Origin of the sequence: Alteromonas sp. MTD1 (assembly GCF_042848195.1) — a bacterium.
GTDB lineage: Bacteria > Pseudomonadota > Gammaproteobacteria > Enterobacterales > Alteromonadaceae > Alteromonas.
The window spans coordinates 20,743-38,303 of the sequence record NZ_BTGG01000012.1 but is presented as its reverse complement, the minus strand read 5'-3'; the positions used below and the strand labels follow the sequence as shown (position 1 = coordinate 38,303).

General features: G+C 44.1%; 12 protein-coding genes. 6 read left to right on the top strand and 6 right to left on the bottom strand.

Annotation, left to right across the window (positions count from 1 at the left end):
* Positions 1 to 220: 220 nt before the first annotated feature.
* Positions 221 to 3,673 carry a PAS-domain containing protein gene (locus ACGHAV_RS15710; RefSeq protein ID WP_390382745.1) on the top strand — a complete coding sequence of 1,151 codons (3,453 nt, stop codon included), beginning with the start codon at positions 221 to 223 and terminating at the stop codon, positions 3,671 to 3,673.
* Between the two features lie 19 nt (positions 3,674 to 3,692).
* Here the strand turns inward: ACGHAV_RS15710 and ACGHAV_RS15705 are convergent, their stop codons facing one another.
* The gene (locus tag ACGHAV_RS15705; protein ID WP_390382742.1) at positions 3,693 to 4,322 is read right to left on the bottom strand and encodes a mechanosensitive ion channel domain-containing protein; all 630 of its coding nucleotides are present in this window, start codon (positions 4,320 to 4,322) and stop codon (positions 3,693 to 3,695) included.
* 231 nt (positions 4,323 to 4,553) lie between these two features.
* Between ACGHAV_RS15705 and rimK the strand changes: the two genes are divergently transcribed.
* The 4 genes from rimK (at position 4,554) to ACGHAV_RS15685 (ending at position 7,998) form a co-directional block, all read left to right on the top strand.
* On the top strand, positions 4,554 to 5,459 hold the full coding sequence (gene rimK / locus ACGHAV_RS15700; RefSeq protein WP_390382739.1) for a 30S ribosomal protein S6--L-glutamate ligase: 906 nt from the start codon (positions 4,554 to 4,556) through the stop codon (positions 5,457 to 5,459).
* A gap of 39 nt (positions 5,460 to 5,498) precedes the next feature.
* Complete coding sequence (locus tag ACGHAV_RS15695) at positions 5,499 to 6,533, top strand: succinylglutamate desuccinylase/aspartoacylase family protein (RefSeq protein ID WP_334016107.1); 1,035 nt, start codon at positions 5,499 to 5,501, stop codon at positions 6,531 to 6,533.
* Positions 6,534 to 6,546: 13 nt separating this feature from the next.
* Positions 6,547 to 6,981, top strand: a complete 435-nt coding sequence (locus tag ACGHAV_RS15690) for an ATP-dependent zinc protease (RefSeq protein WP_390382995.1) — start codon at positions 6,547 to 6,549, stop codon at positions 6,979 to 6,981.
* A gap of 72 nt (positions 6,982 to 7,053) precedes the next feature.
* Positions 7,054 to 7,998, top strand: coding sequence for an amino acid ABC transporter substrate-binding protein (locus tag ACGHAV_RS15685; protein ID WP_390382735.1), 945 nt, complete (start codon positions 7,054 to 7,056; stop codon positions 7,996 to 7,998).
* A gap of 19 nt (positions 7,999 to 8,017) precedes the next feature.
* Here the strand turns inward: ACGHAV_RS15685 and ACGHAV_RS15680 are convergent, their stop codons facing one another.
* The 5 genes from ACGHAV_RS15680 to ACGHAV_RS15660 all read right to left on the bottom strand — a co-directional run bounded on the left by ACGHAV_RS15680 (position 8,018) and on the right by ACGHAV_RS15660 (position 14,758).
* Entirely contained in the window at positions 8,018 to 8,662 is a 645-nt protein-coding gene (locus tag ACGHAV_RS15680; RefSeq protein WP_390382732.1) for a response regulator, read from the bottom strand.
* A gap of 15 nt (positions 8,663 to 8,677) precedes the next feature.
* The gene (gene acs / locus ACGHAV_RS15675) at positions 8,678 to 10,624 is read right to left on the bottom strand and encodes an acetate--CoA ligase (RefSeq protein WP_390382729.1); all 1,947 of its coding nucleotides are present in this window, start codon (positions 10,622 to 10,624) and stop codon (positions 8,678 to 8,680) included.
* Positions 10,625 to 10,818: 194 nt separating this feature from the next.
* Entirely contained in the window at positions 10,819 to 12,006 is a 1,188-nt protein-coding gene (locus ACGHAV_RS15670) for a hypothetical protein (RefSeq protein WP_390382726.1), read from the bottom strand.
* Between the two features lie 584 nt (positions 12,007 to 12,590).
* Positions 12,591 to 13,643 (bottom strand): aldo/keto reductase, encoded by a 1,053-nt coding sequence (locus ACGHAV_RS15665; protein WP_390382723.1) that lies wholly within the window; start codon positions 13,641 to 13,643, stop codon positions 12,591 to 12,593.
* A gap of 50 nt (positions 13,644 to 13,693) precedes the next feature.
* Positions 13,694 to 14,758: a hypothetical protein gene (locus ACGHAV_RS15660; protein WP_390382720.1), complete on the bottom strand. Its 1,065-nt coding sequence runs from the start codon at positions 14,756 to 14,758 to the stop codon at positions 13,694 to 13,696.
* A 311-nt stretch (positions 14,759 to 15,069) separates the two neighbouring features.
* Between ACGHAV_RS15660 and ACGHAV_RS15655 the strand changes: the two genes are divergently transcribed.
* On the top strand, positions 15,070 to 17,547 hold the full coding sequence (locus tag ACGHAV_RS15655) for a S8 family serine peptidase (protein WP_390382718.1): 2,478 nt from the start codon (positions 15,070 to 15,072) through the stop codon (positions 17,545 to 17,547).
* Positions 17,548 to 17,561: the final 14 nt, after the last annotated feature.

Sequence of the window (17,561 nt, the reverse complement as noted above, 5' to 3'; positions counted from 1 at the left end):
CATTTTACATTTTCCTAACGCCCGGCTTTTTAACTCTGTTGCCGCAATTCAAGAAATGTGAAAAATCTATTTCAAAGCAGCAAAGTCAAGCATTTAGGAACTCGCGTATTACTCTAGACCTGACAATAAGAATTCAAAATGAGACCATGGTCGTAGGTAAGACTATGGTCGATATGGTTATAATAACCGACAGATTGTTAACACAAGGTTAAAGGTAGTTATGGTATTTGGTTGGGTTACGCTTGCTGTGCTGTACCTGTTTCTTCTTTTCTCTCTGGCTAGCTGGGGAGAAAAAAACTCGTCTAAAGCACGCGCAATCACCTCTCATCCAGCCATTTATTCATTAGCGCTCGCCATTTACTGCACGGCTTGGACATTCTTCGGCATGGTGGGGCAAGCCAGTAGAGATACGTGGATTTACTTACCCATTATGCTTGGCCCTATCCTTGTATACTTATTGGGTTATAAGTTTATTTATAAGATGACGCTGGTAAGTAAGAAGCAGCACATCACCACCATATCTGACTTTATTGCTTCACGTTACGGTAAACGGCAAACAGTCGCATTAGTGGTTACACTTATTGCACTATTAGCCACCATTCCCTACATTGCGCTTCAACTCAAAGCTGTAGGTTCTACCTTTCAATTACTAACACAACAGTCGAACAGCGACGCAATTATCTTGGCCGCAACAGGCTTTATTGCCGTCTTCGCCATTTATTTTGGTACCAGGCAGACAGATGTTACTGAGTATCGTCGTGGCCTAATGCTGGCTATTGCGTTCGAATCTACTATTAAGCTTTTGGCGTTAGTATTAGTGGCTTTTGTTGGCTATAGCGCATGGAAACAGACTGAATCAGGGCCTTTTTTCGACAGTTTTGTTAACGAAGCAGCACTTTCCCAATTTGGTTCGTTTTCGTTTATTGCACAAACCATAATGGCTGCGGCTGCAATTGTGTGTTTACCTAGGCAATTTCACGTTGCCATAATCGATAACTTAAGCCTTGGTCACATTCGCACTGCACGTTGGTTGTTTCCGCTTTATCTTGCGGTAATTTCGGCAGTTATTCCCATTATCGCTATTGCGGGTAAAGCAATATTTGCGGGGACAGGAATAGAGCCCGACTCTTATGTGCTTTCGCTTGCCGTATTTTCAGAGTCTGCACTGCTACAGGTTATTGTATTTATAGGTGGGCTTTCAGCAGCCACCGCCATGATCATCGTTGCCACCTTAACGCTTAGCACCATGCTAACTAACGATGTAATTTTACCTCGGTTACTTGCCTTCAGCGGCCAAACCGATAAGAAGCAAGATCTCTCTAGTCGAATTCGTCTCATCCGCCGCATCGTAATTGCTTTTATTCTTATTCTGGCGTTCTTTTATCATCATCAAATGACAGGAAGCCGCTCTCTTCATTCAATTGGGCTTATTGCATTTTCTCTGGTCATTCAATTAATGCCGGCTATTGTGGGTGGTCTATACTGGAAGAAAGCGCACGCACATGGCGTATATGCAGGCCTTATGATTGGGCTTGTTATATGGGCTTTATGGTTGGTACTGCCCATTGTGAGTGAACAAGTTTCACAACTAGAGCAAAATGAACTGATAAGTCAGGGAGCGATGATAAGTTTGGGTGCTAACACGCTGGTCTACATTATTTTCTCATGGTTTGCACCGCAGCGGCTGGTAGACAGAATTCAAGCGGAAGCTTTTGTGTCGCCCGCTATGCCCACAACCAATACTGTAACCGTGCCTTCCATTAATGTTGATGTTGCCGTTTCCGATTTAACCACGCTTTTGTCTACCTTTATGGGAACGGGACGATGCGAGCAGTTGCTGGAGCAATACCAACAGCTAAATCATTGTAAGCTTAAGCACGACGCTGTACCCGATGAATCTTTCTTGCTGTTTTGCGAGCGGGCGCTTGGTGGGGTAATTGGCGCATCAAGTGCCAAGGCCTTACTAGACAGTGCCCTTCGAGGCAAAAAGATGGACTTCACCGAAATCATCAATTTCTTTGATGATACAACGCAAGCCATGCAGTTTAATATGACAGCACTGCTTACATCGCTTGAAAATATGGATCAAGGTATAAGCGTTGTAGATAAACATCTTAACTTGGTCGCTTGGAATAAGCGTTACGCCAATTTATATCCGTACCCCGACGACTTACTCGCTGTGGGCACACCTATTGAAAAGCTTATTCGTTACAATGCGTCACAAGGCGAGTTTGGCAGCGATAATGTTGAAGCCGAGGTAGAAAAGCGCCTAGGGCATTTGCGCTCAGGTATGCCCCATCGTTTTACGCGTCAACGGAAAGATGGACGCGTTATTGAAATGGTAGGCAATCCATTACCCGGTGGTGGCTTCGTTACAAGCTTTAATGACATCACTGGTCACGTTGAAATTCAACAGGCGCTTGAAGAATCTAACATCGACCTCGAAGCACGTATTAAAAAACGCACCGAAGAAGTCCACTCTATCAATGCTGAACTTCGCCTTGAAATTGAAAGACGCTCAGAAGCGGAAAAAGAACTTATCCGCGCAAGAAAAGCGGCAGAAGACGCTAACGCAAGTAAAACGCGCTTTTTAGCGCTAGCAAGCCATGATGTGCTGCAGCCATTAAATGCAGCAAAGCTTTACGTAAGTGCTTTGGAAGAGCAAGAGCTATCAGAGTATGCACATAATATTATCCAGAAGCTCAATCACAGCGTTACCTCTAGCGAAACCCTTATAGGTACACTGCTAGATATTGCACGACTTGATCAGGGCGAAATGAAGCCCGACATTGAAGCGGTTGACGTTCAGGCTTTGCTTGCTCCGCTTGTAGATGAAATGGCCATGCGTGCTAAAGAAAAAGGTCTTGGGTTTAAAGCTGTTATTCGGCCGTTTTGGGCGTATGCTGACAAAACCTACTTATACCGTATCGTACAAAACTTATTGTCCAATGCTGTGAAATACACCCATTCCGGTCGCGTGCTTTTCACTGTAAAAGCAATAGGAAATGACGTGCAGTTCAAAGTACTCGACACCGGCATTGGTATTGCCAACGACAAGCAAGCGAGTATTTTTGGCGACTTCTTTCGCACAAACGACAGCAAGGAGCACGGCTTAGGTTTAGGCCTTGGCGTGGTGCGCCGATTAAGCCTGCAGCTTCACAGTGATATTAATGTCATATCAGTTGTTGGAAAAGGAAGCTGCTTTACTTTCACGCTAAGTAAAGCTGAACCCAAAACGTTGTCAAAAACATCAGCAAAACCCCAAAATACTACCTTTGCCAATATGGACGTGCTTTGTGTTGACGATCAGCGTGAAAACCTGGACGCAATGAAAACGCTGCTGACAAAATGGGGAGTAAACGTGGTGGTAGCAAACAACTGGGATGATGCGCTAACGCTTTGTGACACCTTTCAGCCTCAAATACTGTTAATGGATTATCAATTAAGCCATGATGAGACTAAACATGGCTTAGCGCTTATCGAAGAAATTCGTGCTCGACTAAATGTTGTTGTGCCGGCAGCGCTTATTACCGCAACACCCGATGAAAACTTGGTAACGCAATGCAAAGCGCAAGGTGTAAACTTCTTAGCGAAGCCTTTGAAACCGGCTAAATTGAGAGCCCTGCTTCAAAGCATGACACGCTATATTCGCGAGGCAAAAAACGTGTCATAGGCACACATGACGTCATCGGCTATTTGCCTATTACTTCTTCATCAATACGGTTTTCTTCTGCTTTAGGTGGCGGCGTATCTACTGCAGATTTTGAAACCACTTTCCCCATAGTACCCCACTTTGCTTTTGGATTAAGTAATACCGGACGCGTTAAAATAAGGTTGTTAGGGTACATTAGTGTTTCTCGGTCTGGGGTAACCAACCGCATGCTAAACGGACCTAAGTCAGCAATGACACCTTCAATATAATTGTCACCATCTAGAATACGAATATAGTTTCCACGGCGATACGACACATTTGTCAATAAAATGAAGTAGGCCGTGATATTACTGATAAGCGACCAGCTAGCAAAAAGCGCAACACCAGTTACGGTAATGATAGACGTAGAAAGGACCAGTAAACCTGAAAAATCAATACCCCACGCTAGAAGTAGTAACGCAATTGATACCGTAGCTACCAGTACTCGAGCGGCAAATAAACCTTTTATTGCACTACTGCTTTTAAGCTTCGACTTGGCAATATTAGTCTCTAGCTTTGGCAATAATTTACGCGTTGTAGCCACGTAAATTAGTAACACCACACCGCTCCACACCACATTCGATTGGTATTGTGTTAACCACACCAAAAATGTGTGCCACCACTCATTCATTAAAAAGCCTTTTAGTTAGTTACACTATTTTTCGTAATGCTATCGCGAATGCTCTTTTACTTCATGCATTAAAAGCAATCGACACAACAAGAATTATTCGTAGGACACCCATCGTACCTTTTATTAGTATGCGCGCAAATTGACTTGTTTAATTTACATTCACGTTCTAACGTGAGTATGGCAAGTTTAAAAAATTAGCAACTCACTAAAACAAATTACAGGCTTTAAATAATGCGCATTGCAATACTTTCAAGGAATCCCCGCCTTTACTCGACTTCTCGTTTAGTAGAAGCAGGCAAAGCACGTGGTCACGAAGTTGACGTTATAGACACTATGCACTGCTACATGGACATAACAAGCGCGCGTCCGTCGGTGCGTTACCATGGTAAAAAGCTGCCTTATTACGATGCCGTTATTCCACGCATTGGCGCTTCAGTTACTTTTTATGGTACGTCGGTGGTACGCCAGTTCGAGATGATGGGGACCTACAGCTTGAATGAGTCGGTGGCTATCAGCCGCTCGCGTGACAAACTACGCTCTTTGCAATTGCTTTCTCGTAAAGGCATTGGCATGCCGCGTACAGGCTTTGCTCATCATCCAGACAAAATTGATGACGTTATTAAAACCGTTGGCGGCGCACCTGTCGTTATTAAGCTATTGGAAGGTACTCAGGGTATTGGTGTGGTGTTGGCCGACACACAAAAGGCTGCAGAATCAATTATCGAAGCATTTATGGGGCTAAATGCCAGTATCTTGGTACAGGAGTTTATCAAAGAAGCTGGCGGTGCAGACATTCGTTGCTTTGTAGTCGGTGGAAAGGTTGTGGCGGCGATGAAGCGACAAGCTGCGCCTGGCGAATTTCGCTCTAATTTACACCGCGGAGGTCAGGCAAGTCTTGTTCGCTTAAGCCCTGCTGAGCGAAAAACAGCAGTAGATGCGGCAAAAACTATGGGCTTAAATTGCTGCGGCGTTGACATTCTTCGCTCGAATAACGGTCCTGTTGTAATGGAAGTTAATTCTTCTCCAGGGCTTGAAGGTATTGAAAAAGCCACGAACAAAGACGTGGCGGCAATGATAATTGAGTTTATTGAAAAAAGCGCAGAGCCACATAAAACCAAAACCCGTGGTAAAGGTTAACTGCATAAAAGCACAAGCCAGTTAGATAGGAAAACGTGAGTGGTAAACGACGTACTTAAAATTGGGGGCGAAACCATTGCCCCTGGTGAAACCAAAAAGATAGAGCTTGAGATGCCGCCGCTATATACGGCTACCAATATGAGCATTCCTGTTTATGTCAAACGTGGAAAACGCCCTGGGCCCACAATGTTCGTTAGCGCGGCGATTCACGGTGATGAGCTAAACGGCATTGAGATTGTAGGGCGACTGATTCGCTCGAAAGCCATCGCACGTATTCGCGGCACACTTATCGCTGTTCCTATGGTAAACGTTTATGGGGTGTTAAATCAGTCAAGATATCTACCTGACCGCCGCGATTTAAACCGCAGTTTTCCAGGTAGCAAGAAAGGTTCATTGGCTGGTCGATTAGCTAACTTGTTCTTTAAAGAAATAGTAAGCAAATGCGACGTAGGCATAGACCTTCACACGGGTGCTATTCACCGAAGTAACCTGCCACAAATTCGTGCCGACCTTGACGACGAAGACGTACTGGAAATGGCGAAAGCTTTTGGTGTGCCTGTGTTGTTAAATGCTGAATTACGCGATGGTTCTTTACGTGAAGCTGCCAGTGAAAGTGGTGTTAAAATATTACTTTATGAAGCAGGCCAAGCATTGCGTTACGACGAGTTTTCAATTCGTGCAGGCGTTAAGGGCATTATTAATACCATGCGTCATTTGGGTATGCTTAACAAAAGTCGCAGCAAGGGCCACAGCATTGAACGTTTTATTGCTAGACAAAGTGGCTGGGTACGCGCACCAGAAAGTGGTTTTGTAACGCACTTGGCGCAGCTTGGCGACCATGTGAACAAAGGCGACAAGCTGGCCATTATTGCTGACCCGTTTGGCAACTACTTAGACAGTTTAGACAGCCCTGCTGAAGGTGTTGTAATTGGTAAGCAAAATATACCGTTAACGCAAGAAGGCGAAGCGGTTTACCATATTGCTTATTTTTCACAGCCAGACTCCGTAGCAGAGCACGTTGAGCTTTTACAAGATAATTTACTGCCGCCTGAACAAGGCGCAGTTGATGCATAATCGGTAGAAAAACCTGATGACAAAGAAAATTGTAGGCGCGGTTGAACTGTGCGACTTGCCAAAACTAGCCATTACCGACTTAAACGTACGTGTTGATACGGGCGCCGCGACATCGTCGCTTCACGTAGACAACATTGAAGAATTTGAGAAAGATGATGAGCTTTGGATAAAGTTTGATATTCATCCAGATATCCATGACGTAAAACGTATTGTTAGGCGCGAGGCGAAAGTAGAGGGCAAAAAGCGTGTTAAAAGCTCTACGGCAACCAGAGAAAAGCGATATGTGATAATTACGCCTATAATTATGGACGGTGATCAATGGAACATTCAGCTTACCCTGACCGACCGCTCTGAAATGACTTATTTAATGTTATTAGGCCGGGAAGCAATGAGCGGACATTTTATTGTAGATCCTGAACACGACTTCTTACTTACAGGAAAAGACTAGCGTGAACTGCCGCATAGGATAGTGCGGCAGTACTAATTCACTGCAGTTTTGTTGCGCTTTACGGACGATGATATGACACATTCTAATAACTGGTTAGCCAAATTTTATGTAGCACTGCTCGTGTCACTGTTCACATCAGTTGTTTTGCCTGTTACCGCAAATGCTCAGCAAAATCCCGCTCCCCTTAATAAGCCTATCGACACAACAGAACAACTGCCACATACCATTTTACGATTGCCAAATGTTCATCCCGGGCGAGAGCAATTATATGACTATGCTAAAAATCTGCTAACCGAAGTGCTTGATGCAACGGCGCCTGTTTATGGCTCTTATAAAATCCACATTACTGATATACATACCTCTCAAAGCCGTCAATTAAGAAATCTTGAACACAACTTACTAGACGTAACATGGACTATGAGTTCAAAAGAACGAGAGCGCCAATTTTTACCAATACGAATCCCCATTATGGCAGGTCTGCTGGGAAAGCGAGCCTTGCTAGTAAAAGAAAACGACAACAGACTTCAGTTAGTCAACGCTAAGGACGACCTAACCGCCTTTAGAGCAGTACTAGGCTACGACTGGCCAGACACCAAAATCTTCCGCGCGAGCAATATTGAAGTACTTGAAACCACTTATCATGCCTCTTTTCGCATAGTGACTGAAGGCTTTGCAGACTTTTTTCCAAGAAGTGTTTTAGAAGTGAAGGAAGAGCTTTCAAATGAAAAGCTGACCGCAGGTTTAACCGTAGATGACCACGTTATTATTTCTTACCCAAGCCCAGTTTTCTTTTTTGTTAACAGCAGTAATACAGCGCTAGCCACACGCATTTCCGAGGGACTGCTTATTCTGTTTGAATCGGGTCGGTTCAAATCGCTACTTGAAGCACACAGCGGCTATATAGAGGCAATGGAGCTAATAGGCTCACGAAGAGTTATTGAAATAGACAACCCGCTGTTAAGCGAAGAGAGTAAAAAAGCGCTTGAAAAGTTTCTGCCTGAGTTTTATTCCCATTAGAAACTATAATCTTTTGGCGCTATACAACGGGAGGCTCTAATTCAAGCTGCGAAGCAATCAATACTGCTTGTGTACGGTTATTAATACCCAGCTTTTTAAAAATGGCAGTTACGTGTGCCTTAACTGTTGCCTCAGCTATATCAAGGTTGTAACCAATTTGCTTATTTAACAAGCCATCGCGCATATAGCAAAGTACTTTGTACTGCGATGGAGTAAGTGATGCAACTTTGTCAGCCAACTCAGAAAAAGCCTCGTTAACTTCTTCAATATCGTCACTCACACTTTCAGGTAACCAAACATCGCCATCCAAAATACACTGCACCGCACTGGCAATATTATGTGCGCTTGCCGTTTTGGGAATAAAGCCCAGCGCACCAACACTGATAATTTTTGAGATTAAAGACGCGTCTTCAGTACCAGAGACTACCGCCACAGGTACATCCGGAAACAACTTGCGGATATGCAGCAAGCCGAACAAATCATTACTGCCCGGCATGTGCAAATCTAGAAGCAGCAGGTCGATATCATCGTTATTTAAAATATCGACCGTGGTGCTGAGGTCACCCGCTTCTTTTAACGTAAGCGTGGGTAAAGACAATGACAATGCGCCACGTAGTGCATCGCGATACAATGGGTGATCGTCTGCGATCAAAAGGGTTATCATTGCCTATATCCTTGATTATTTGTTTAACCTTTCCTCAATGAGTGTATCAACAACTGATGGATCAGCCAATGTAGAAGTATCGCCTAATTGACCGTGCTCATTTGCTGCAATTTTTCGTAGGATGCGGCGCATAATCTTACCTGAACGCGTTTTAGGTAAGCCGCGTGACCACTGAATCATATCAGGGGTAGCAATAGGGCTTAGCTCTTCGCGAACCCACGACTTCAGTTCTTTAGTCAGCGCTTCATCTACTTCTACACCTTCGTTTGGCGTAACATAAACGTAAATGCCCTGCCCTTTAATGTCGTGTGGATAGCCAACCACCGCAGCCTCAGCTACTTTCGCGTGAGCCACCAGCGCACTTTCGATTTCCGCCGTACCTAAACGGTGACCGGATACGTTAAGCACGTCATCTACACGGCCCGTGATCCAGTAGAACCCATCTGCATCGCGACGGGCGCCATCACCAGTAAAGTAAACGCCTTTGTAAGCACTGAAGTAGGTATTTATAAAGCGCTGATGGTCGCCATATACTGTTCTAGCTTGGCTTGGCCAACTGTCTTTGATCACTAGGTTACCTTCCGATTCGCCCTCTAACTCGTTGCCGTCTGCATCGAATAACGCTGGCTGAATGCCAAAGAAAGGACGCGTTGCAGAGCCTGGTTTCAATGAAGAAGCGCCAGGTAGAGGAAGGATCATGTGCCCGCCTGTTTCAGTCTGCCACCATGTATCAATGATGGGGCATTTGCTGCTTCCAAGAACACGGTGATACCACTCCCACGCTTCAGGGTTAATAGGCTCACCCACGGTACCTAGTAGTCGAAGTGACGACACATCACACCCTTCTGCCGGTACGTCACCATGTGCCATTAATGCTCGAATTGCAGTAGGTGCTGTGTATAAGCTATTCACTTTGTATTTTTCAACAACTTGGGCAATGCGCTTAACATCTGGGTAAGTGGGTACACCTTCAAAGAATACTTGAGAGGCCGCATTAACCATTGGGCCATACACCATGTAGCTGTGACCCGTAATCCAGCCCACATCTGCAGTACACCAATAAATGTCATCCTCTTTATAATCGAAGGCATATTTGAAGGTCATGGCTGAATACAGCAGGTAACCGCCAGTGGTATGAACAACACCCTTAGGTGTACCTGTAGAGCCTGATGTATAAAGAATAAATAACGGGTCTTCCGCATTCATCACCTCGGGCTCACATTGCGCTGAACACCCGTCTACCGCATCGTGCCACCACACATCATGCTGTGCGTTCCATTCAACATCGCCACCGGTGAGCTTGTGTACAAGTACATGCGTAATTGATGGGCAAGCATCTCCAGCTAGTGCCTTATCAACATTAGCTTTAAGCGGAATTGAGCGCCCTGCACGACGGCCTTCATCGGCCGTAATTACCACTTTTGCACTGCTATCGTTTATGCGGTCGGCAATAGCATTTGGCGAGAATCCACCAAAGATAACTGAATGTACTGCACCGATTCGCGCACACGCTAACATGGCGTATGCAGCTTCTGGCACCATTGGCATGTAAATAGCTATTCTGTCGCCTTTGGTTACCCCCATTTCTTTAAGCGCATTTGCCAACTTACACACTTCATAGTGCACTTCTTGATAAGTAATGTCTTGGCTGTCGCTAGGTGAATCACCTTCCCAGTGAAACGCTACCTTAGTGGCATTGTCTACCAAATGACGGTCGATACAGTTGTAGCTTGCGTTTAACGCACCGTCTTCGAACCATTTTATAGACACATCGCTTTCACCAAACATGGTGTTTTTAATTTTGGTTGGCTTTTTATACCACTCTAATAGAGAGGCATGCTCGGTCCAAAAAGACTCGGGCTGTTCAACCGACTGCTTATACATAGCGTCATACTTTTCTGCATTAATGTGCGTAGACTGAAGAATGTTTTCTGGCACTGAATAAATCTTGCTGGCGGTCATAACGATTGCCTCTGTATTAGTGATGTAAATTTTTTGTTGTCTATTGAAACACTGTAACGGTTGAACCGCAAAGCAAAATGAGACTTTGGTCTTATCGAAAAACTAACGGCTATTATTTTGAGTGGGAACACGCAAAAAATTGCTCACTGCCCTAATAAAGCGCAGTGAACAATTTCATTTATCACATTTATTTTTTAGAACTTAAACACAACGCCTGCACGGGCAACTGCTGCCGTGAAGCTCTCGTTATCAACACCGTATTCAGTATCGAAGTGCGTTACCTGAGCAAAAGCGGTAAGGCCTGTCATTATTTTATAGCCGTAGTTGATATACGCCGTGCTGTTCTTTTGTAGCTCGGTAAGCCCCAGACGGTCACGGTCGCTATCATCAACCGAAGCGCTTGCATAACCAATCTTTACATTGTGCTCTGGGCTAATATTCCAACTTACATAGCTGAAGAAACCAGACTCACTAAAGTTGTCACGTACCTGACCATCTGCGCTTAATCGAGAAGCAGGTGCAACACCAAGTGCGTTTTGATTATTTAATGCTTCACCTGTGTAGTATTCGGCATTAAAACTTACGTCACCAAAATTAAGCATGGTGTAAACCTTAAACAAATTAGCGTCTTGGTCTTCACCGCTAGTAAAGTTAGGCTCGTCTTCAAATTTAATGTTAGCAAAATGACCTGCTGCGCCAATGGTATGCCCAGAAATCTTGTAGTTAACGTCGAATGCAAAACCTGGCATTCTGCCTAACTCGTTACCGTTAATCCCACCAGCTGTTGCGTTTCGTCCTTTACCTGTTAGTGCACCGGTAATCGACAGGTTATCAGCCTTGTAGGTTGCACCAACTTCCATCGCCAAGAAGCCTGTATTTCCTGCGCGGAATGCATTACCAATCCAGTTGTAGCTGCCGCTTGATTTAATACCGGCCGCGGTTGTCCACTTTTGACCACCAAAAATTGTCAGGTTTTTAGAATAGTCATAATAAAGGGTGGCTAGGCGCAGTCTTGGCTCTTGTGCTTGAATAGCGGTTTGGTTGGTAAAACCGTCTTCGCCATCAATGAAGTCGAGCTCAAGTACGCCACGAATTTTTTCATGCTTCATGTTTAACGAGAAGCGCGATTGCGCAGCTTGAAATGAGGTTGACTCTGATTCAAGAAAGTTTGTTTGTTGTTCAGTGGCTGGTGCACCACCGAAAATATCAGTCCGTAACGCGTGAGTAGGCGCAACTTGGCTATATACACTACCGTAACTTGCTACTGCCTGATTTGATGTCACCGCTTCGGTTTTAATCATACCTTTAAAGCTGAACTCAAAAGCGTCTACTGGTGCGTTTACCAATACTAGTGCACACGATGCTGCAATTCTTTTTAACATGTGATTCTCCCGAATATAAAATCATAAAAATCAGATTCATTTGTCTGAATTATTTCTTAGAAGGAAGCAAGAGTTCAAAACTGCACAGGCATTCACTCTCAACCCGCTAACGAAAACTTAACATTAATTAAACAACTCGATTGTGGGGTATATTTTCAAAAATTACCCGACAAATTCCCCCCGGTGCGACCAAAGTCTTATGATTTTAGACGTTTTTTTAGACTTTAGATTAATAAGCTAATAGGCACTGCGGCGCGTAAAACTGTTGATTAGATGAAGGATTAACGTTGAAGTAGAAAACAAGTCAGTATTTTCTACTTCAACGTGGTTGCTGCATGTCTGCACTTAAGCGTGATCACCTACTTTTTAGTAAGCAGTGAATGCTTAAAGAGTAAGAAAAAGCCAACGTTGCCAGTTGGGCAGTTGTTTAATTACAGCAGGTTCTAAAGTCTGAGAGTGAATAAGCGACATAGACAGCACTTTTTCAATATAGAAAAAGTAATGGTATGGCGCCGTTATTACACAAAAATGACGGGATACCCCGCCATTTTACAGAAGAAAGTGAGTGTTAAATGGGGGCAGGCTTAAAAACCCATCGGGTGTTCGCGCAATACACCGTGAACACTGTCTAACACCTCTTTAGATAACGATATTGAGAATGCGTCAATGTTTTCGTTTAGCTGTTCACAGGTTGTAGCACCAATGATAGTGGATGTAACGCCTGGTACTTGCTTACACCACGCCAGTGCTAGTTGGGATGGCGTTATACCGGCATCAGCAGCAATACGTATATACTTTTCTGTGGCTTCACGAGCGGGGGCTTTATCTCTGAATAGTCCCATACGCTGTGAAAGCGTCCAGCGCGAGCCTGATGGTCTGGCCCCATTTTGGTATTTTCCGCTTAACATACCTGTTGCAAGTGGAGACCACGGCAAATAGGCAATATCTTCTAAAGCGCACATTTCTATAAGATAAGGCCAGTCTTTAGCGTGTAATAAACTAAACTCGTTTTGTATGGAAACGGGCTTTGGAATATTCATTTCATTGCATAATTTTAGAAATGAATGAATACCCCATGGCGTATCATCAGATAATCCCCAATGCTTTATTTTGCCTGCATCAAGTGCTTTTTCTATGCCTATTAGAATGTCTCGCATTCCTGCAAGTTGCTGCTCGCGGTCCACTTCGGTTGGGTTGGTATTATCAGGCCAATGCTTGCCAAAGTGAGGAGTAATACGGTTTGGCCAGTGAAGCTGGTAGACATCTACGTAGTCGGTTTGTAAACGTTTAAGCGATGCATCTAGCGCTTGATTGACAGCCTGTGCGGTAATGGGCCCACCTTCTCTGATATAGCGTAAACCGCTACCTGCCACTTTGGTCATTAACACAAGATCATCTCGTCTTGCGGTGTTTCGCGACAACCAATTTCCAATAATTCGCTCGGTATCTCCGTATGTATCTGCATTGGGTGGAACAGGATACATCTCAGCGGTATCGATAAAATTAATATTATTATCAAGCGCGATTGCCATTTGCTCATCGGCGTCTTTTTGTGAATTCTGAATGCCCCATGTCATGGTGCCTAAACAGATTTCGGATACCTGTAATTCGCTTGACCCTAAGCGATTAAAATTCATTTTTTATCCTTTATTTTGTTTCAATAGCGCAATAATTAACTAGCGTTTGCTCAGGCGTTTTTAATTAACGCCAACTCTGCCTCAGCCGAGGCCAGTTTAATCTGCATTTTTTGACGATCGACTATTAATTCATTAGCCATCGTTGCAAATGTTTTGAATTCGTCAAGTTCAACATAGCGCAAATCAATTTTCTGTTGAAGCCGAAAACTACGATAGAAAAATGTTACTAATGATGAAAATGAACGCTGAAACAGCGCAAAGCTCGTAATGAACACGCACAACGCACACACCAATAATGTCACAGCTACTACGCTGACAAAAACCAGTAGCTCATCTCGCTGTTTAACTAATTTGCGGTGCGCTAGCTCGTTCATTCCTACCAAATAAGATTCAAGTGCACTGGCACTTTCTATAAGTGCAAAATTTAAAGCGACCTTACGTTTACTGCTTGATGATGAATATTTGTCCGTATAATCCAATAACAATCCCCGATACTGGTCGATCTCGTCGATTGGCATTACCGAGTTTAAATAAAGGTTGTGGTCATACAATTTGTGACTTAATGCATCTATTTCTTGTGCGTCCCTAGTAAGTTTCGTCGCAAAAAAAGAGCGAGTAATTAATTTTAGCTCTACAAGTGTTTGTTTAAGAGCAGTTTCATCGGGCGCAGCTTGTTGCACTAAAGTATGTTCCAATATCGTCAGTTCATTTATTAACTCTTCATCGATAAGTGGGCTATCAGACAACCGAGCTCTTCTCATCTGATAAAACGCATCTCTGTAACTTTCAAGTGCATCTGCAAGCATAGTGGTCGTTTTTTTATCTATGCTTGTATTGTATTTAATAGTGGATAACTCAGAAAACGCTGCGTTAACTTTTGTTAACTGACTCTCAAACTTTCTAATGTATTGCTCATCATTATTCGCAAGATAGTATTGTTCTAACTTTCGAAGATCAGACACATCTTGTATAAGTGATGATGTCACGGACTGCACATCACTGTGTATCGAGTACTTGGCTACGTAAATGTGCTGAGCACCACACAGCAATATCAAACCAACAATGCATATCAAGGAAATAAGAACAAACCGAGTCTTTATTGAGTTGACTTTCATAGCTCTGTACCACCTCTATCGAAATTGCCCAACACAAACTATGTTTACCCGCCTTCTGAAAAAGTATTTTTCGTTTACAGACTAAGCGATTTATTAAGCATAGAAGTGAAATTGCATTAATTTTATTGAACATTAGATGTAGACGTTGAAAACATACTGATTTTCTCAATTAGGGTGAAACCCCTATATCAGAACAAAAAATAAACGGCCAGTATTAAGGCGTACCTTGCTGCGACGCTATGACAATCTTGTAGTCCCTTGAGACATTGGTGCGAAGTTGTAAACGCAGCCCTTTTAAACTGGAGAAGATTATGAAAAAGTTCGCTTTATCTACCCTTACGGCAGCTATGTTAGCGAGTCCTGCGGCATCATCATTTGCTGATGCATATATCGGTTCTCAAATGGCTGACACATTACAAACACTTTCACCAACCGAAACTGTTATGGCTGTCGTTACCTACGACCAAATGGATCCACTTGCAAGCACTCAGGTCGCAGACCTTTTGGGTCTGGGCATCACGCACGGTGTTCAATTTAAAAATCTACCAATTATCGGCGTTGTTGCCACTAAGGCGCAAATCGAAGCTATCGCAGACTTCGACGGCGTACGTTCAGTATTCGCAAACCGTCAAATGGAGCTTTACAATGCCGATGCACGTCAGATTACAGGCGTCGCTGACCTTCAAGGCGAAGAGTTTGCAAACCGCAACGAAGTGGAATTCACTGGTAAAGGTTCAACGGTCTTAGTTATTGATTCTGGTATTGATGCATCTCACCAAGATTTGCCGTTTGGCACAAAGGTGGTTGATAACGTTCAAGCAATCACAAGCGCAGGATTACTGTCTATTGCAGGTATTCAAGGCCCTAAGATTTCAAACCAGATCAATACCGACCTGAATTCAGGTCACGGTACTCACTGCGCAGGCACCATTGCAGGTTTAGGTACTATGTCTGGTGGTAAGCACGTAGGTGCAGCGCCAGATGCAGACCTAATTGGTTATGGTTCTGGTGCAGCGGTATTATTACTAGATACCGTGGGCGGATTTGATTACGCAATCTCTAACTACGATAAGTTTGAAAATCCTATTAAGGTTATCAGTAACTCGTGGGGTTCTAGCGGTAAATACGAGCCATTAGGTCCTGTATCTATGGCATCTTACAAAGCGCATACGTTCGGTATGATTTCTGTATTCGCTGCAGGTAACGATGGCCCAGGTGAAGATTCTCACAACCCGTACGCGCAGATCCCGTGGGGTATCTCTGTAGGTGCTGGTACTAAGAGCGGCACATTAGCAGGCTTCTCTTCTCGTGGTCTTAAAGGTGAAGGTGGTGAATTCACTACGCCAGATGGTGTTGAGTGGACATGGTCTAACGATGTTACTGTTGTAGCGCCAGGCGTAGACATTATTTCACCGCGTGCAGTACTTAACTTGGCAGCAAATGGCGGTGATGCAGATATCGACGCAATGCCACCAGAAGAAGTGCCGTTCTACACTATGATTTCTGGTACCTCAATGGCAACGCCACATGTTGCAGGTATTATCACGCTAATGCTTGAAGCTAACCCAAATCTTGATAACGCGAGCATTAAACGTATCTTACAAGAAACAGCAACAAACATGCCCGGTTATGAACGTTGGGAGGTGGGTTCTGGTTATGTAAATGCGCGCTCTGCGGTTGCTGCAGCGTTACTACACGACGACGACCACAAAAAGACGGTTAATAACCTAGAAGGCAAGAAATTCAGAGCAAACGCGCTCATCACGCCAAGCGAGAGAGTTGAGAACTTTGATGTATTTTACTCTCCAGTAGGCGCTCCTGAAATCATCGAGTTCGAAGTGGGCGAAGACGAGAGCGTAGTTAAAGCATCAGCTAGCACATTAGCCAACCTTACTAAGCTGGTTCTTGTTGCACCTGATGGCACAGAATACCGTGGCAACCTAACAACTCCGGTACTGGGAACTACTATGCGCGTTGCAGCTCCTGCTTCACCAGGTACATGGGGAATTTACGTATATGGTCTTACTTCACTGTCTGGTGTTGAAGCAGACCCACTAGGTCTAACAAATGGTCCAGGTCTACCAGAAGTATTCGATGTTACTGTAACATTTGAAGAAAGCGGCGGTTTCGAGGGGCTAAACGATGTTCCAGGGCACCCACAAGAAAATGCTATTGCTAAAGCAATCAGCGAACGCTTGATGGACGGTTCTACTCGTGGCAACTTCTACCCAGACTTTAGACTTACTCGTCAAGCCTTTGCACAGTATGCGGTTATGGGCGGAGCGGTTAGACAGTATCGTGACCTATTGAATGACGAACAGCCTTCATTCTCTGGTATTTCGGACTTCCAAGCACCGTATCTAGAATCGGTAATGGTAGACGGTGGTGCTCTTAAAGACATCACGCGTGTACAAGGTCCTATCTTACTAGACAAAGACGGTACTGCAGATGCGCGCGGAAGTATGACGAATCTTGATATGGCGTACGCTCTAGTGCAAATGCTTGGTCAAGAGTCTGTGGCGAACAACTTTGACCCTGAGACCGATAGAATTATGGTTGAGTTCCAAGGCGAGACTGTTGAACTTGCTGACCAAGACAGTATCCCAGCTGAATTGAGAGGCCACGTTCAAGCTGCACTTACCTTCTCGCTAATGAACGTAAGTTTTGAAATAGAAAACCGTCTATTCCAGGAACCGAAGGTTATTGCTACCTTTAATCCAGACGATGTTGTAACACGCGCTCACTACGCCGTATTAGCGGGCCGCATGTTCGAACAATATTATCAATAAAAACAGCTAGTAAC

What these genes read in the sequence shown, in the direction of transcription:
- ACGHAV_RS15710 (WP_390382745.1), top strand. Translation starts at nt 221, where the DNA reads ATGGTATTTGGTTGGGTTACGCTTGCTGTGCTGTACCTGTTTCTTCTT.
- ACGHAV_RS15705 (WP_390382742.1), bottom strand. Translation starts at nt 4,322, where the DNA reads ATGAATGAGTGGTGGCACACATTTTTGGTGTGGTTAACACAATACCAA.
- rimK (WP_390382739.1), top strand. Translation starts at nt 4,554, where the DNA reads ATGCGCATTGCAATACTTTCAAGGAATCCCCGCCTTTACTCGACTTCT.
- ACGHAV_RS15685 (WP_390382735.1), top strand. Translation starts at nt 7,054, where the DNA reads ATGACACATTCTAATAACTGGTTAGCCAAATTTTATGTAGCACTGCTC.
- ACGHAV_RS15680 (WP_390382732.1), bottom strand. Translation starts at nt 8,662, where the DNA reads ATGATAACCCTTTTGATCGCAGACGATCACCCATTGTATCGCGATGCA.
- acs (WP_390382729.1), bottom strand. Translation starts at nt 10,624, where the DNA reads ATGACCGCCAGCAAGATTTATTCAGTGCCAGAAAACATTCTTCAGTCT.
- ACGHAV_RS15670 (WP_390382726.1), bottom strand. Translation starts at nt 12,006, where the DNA reads ATGTTAAAAAGAATTGCAGCATCGTGTGCACTAGTATTGGTAAACGCA.
- ACGHAV_RS15665 (WP_390382723.1), bottom strand. Translation starts at nt 13,643, where the DNA reads ATGAATTTTAATCGCTTAGGGTCAAGCGAATTACAGGTATCCGAAATC.
- ACGHAV_RS15660 (WP_390382720.1), bottom strand. Translation starts at nt 14,758, where the DNA reads ATGAAAGTCAACTCAATAAAGACTCGGTTTGTTCTTATTTCCTTGATA.
- ACGHAV_RS15655 (WP_390382718.1), top strand. Translation starts at nt 15,070, where the DNA reads ATGAAAAAGTTCGCTTTATCTACCCTTACGGCAGCTATGTTAGCGAGT.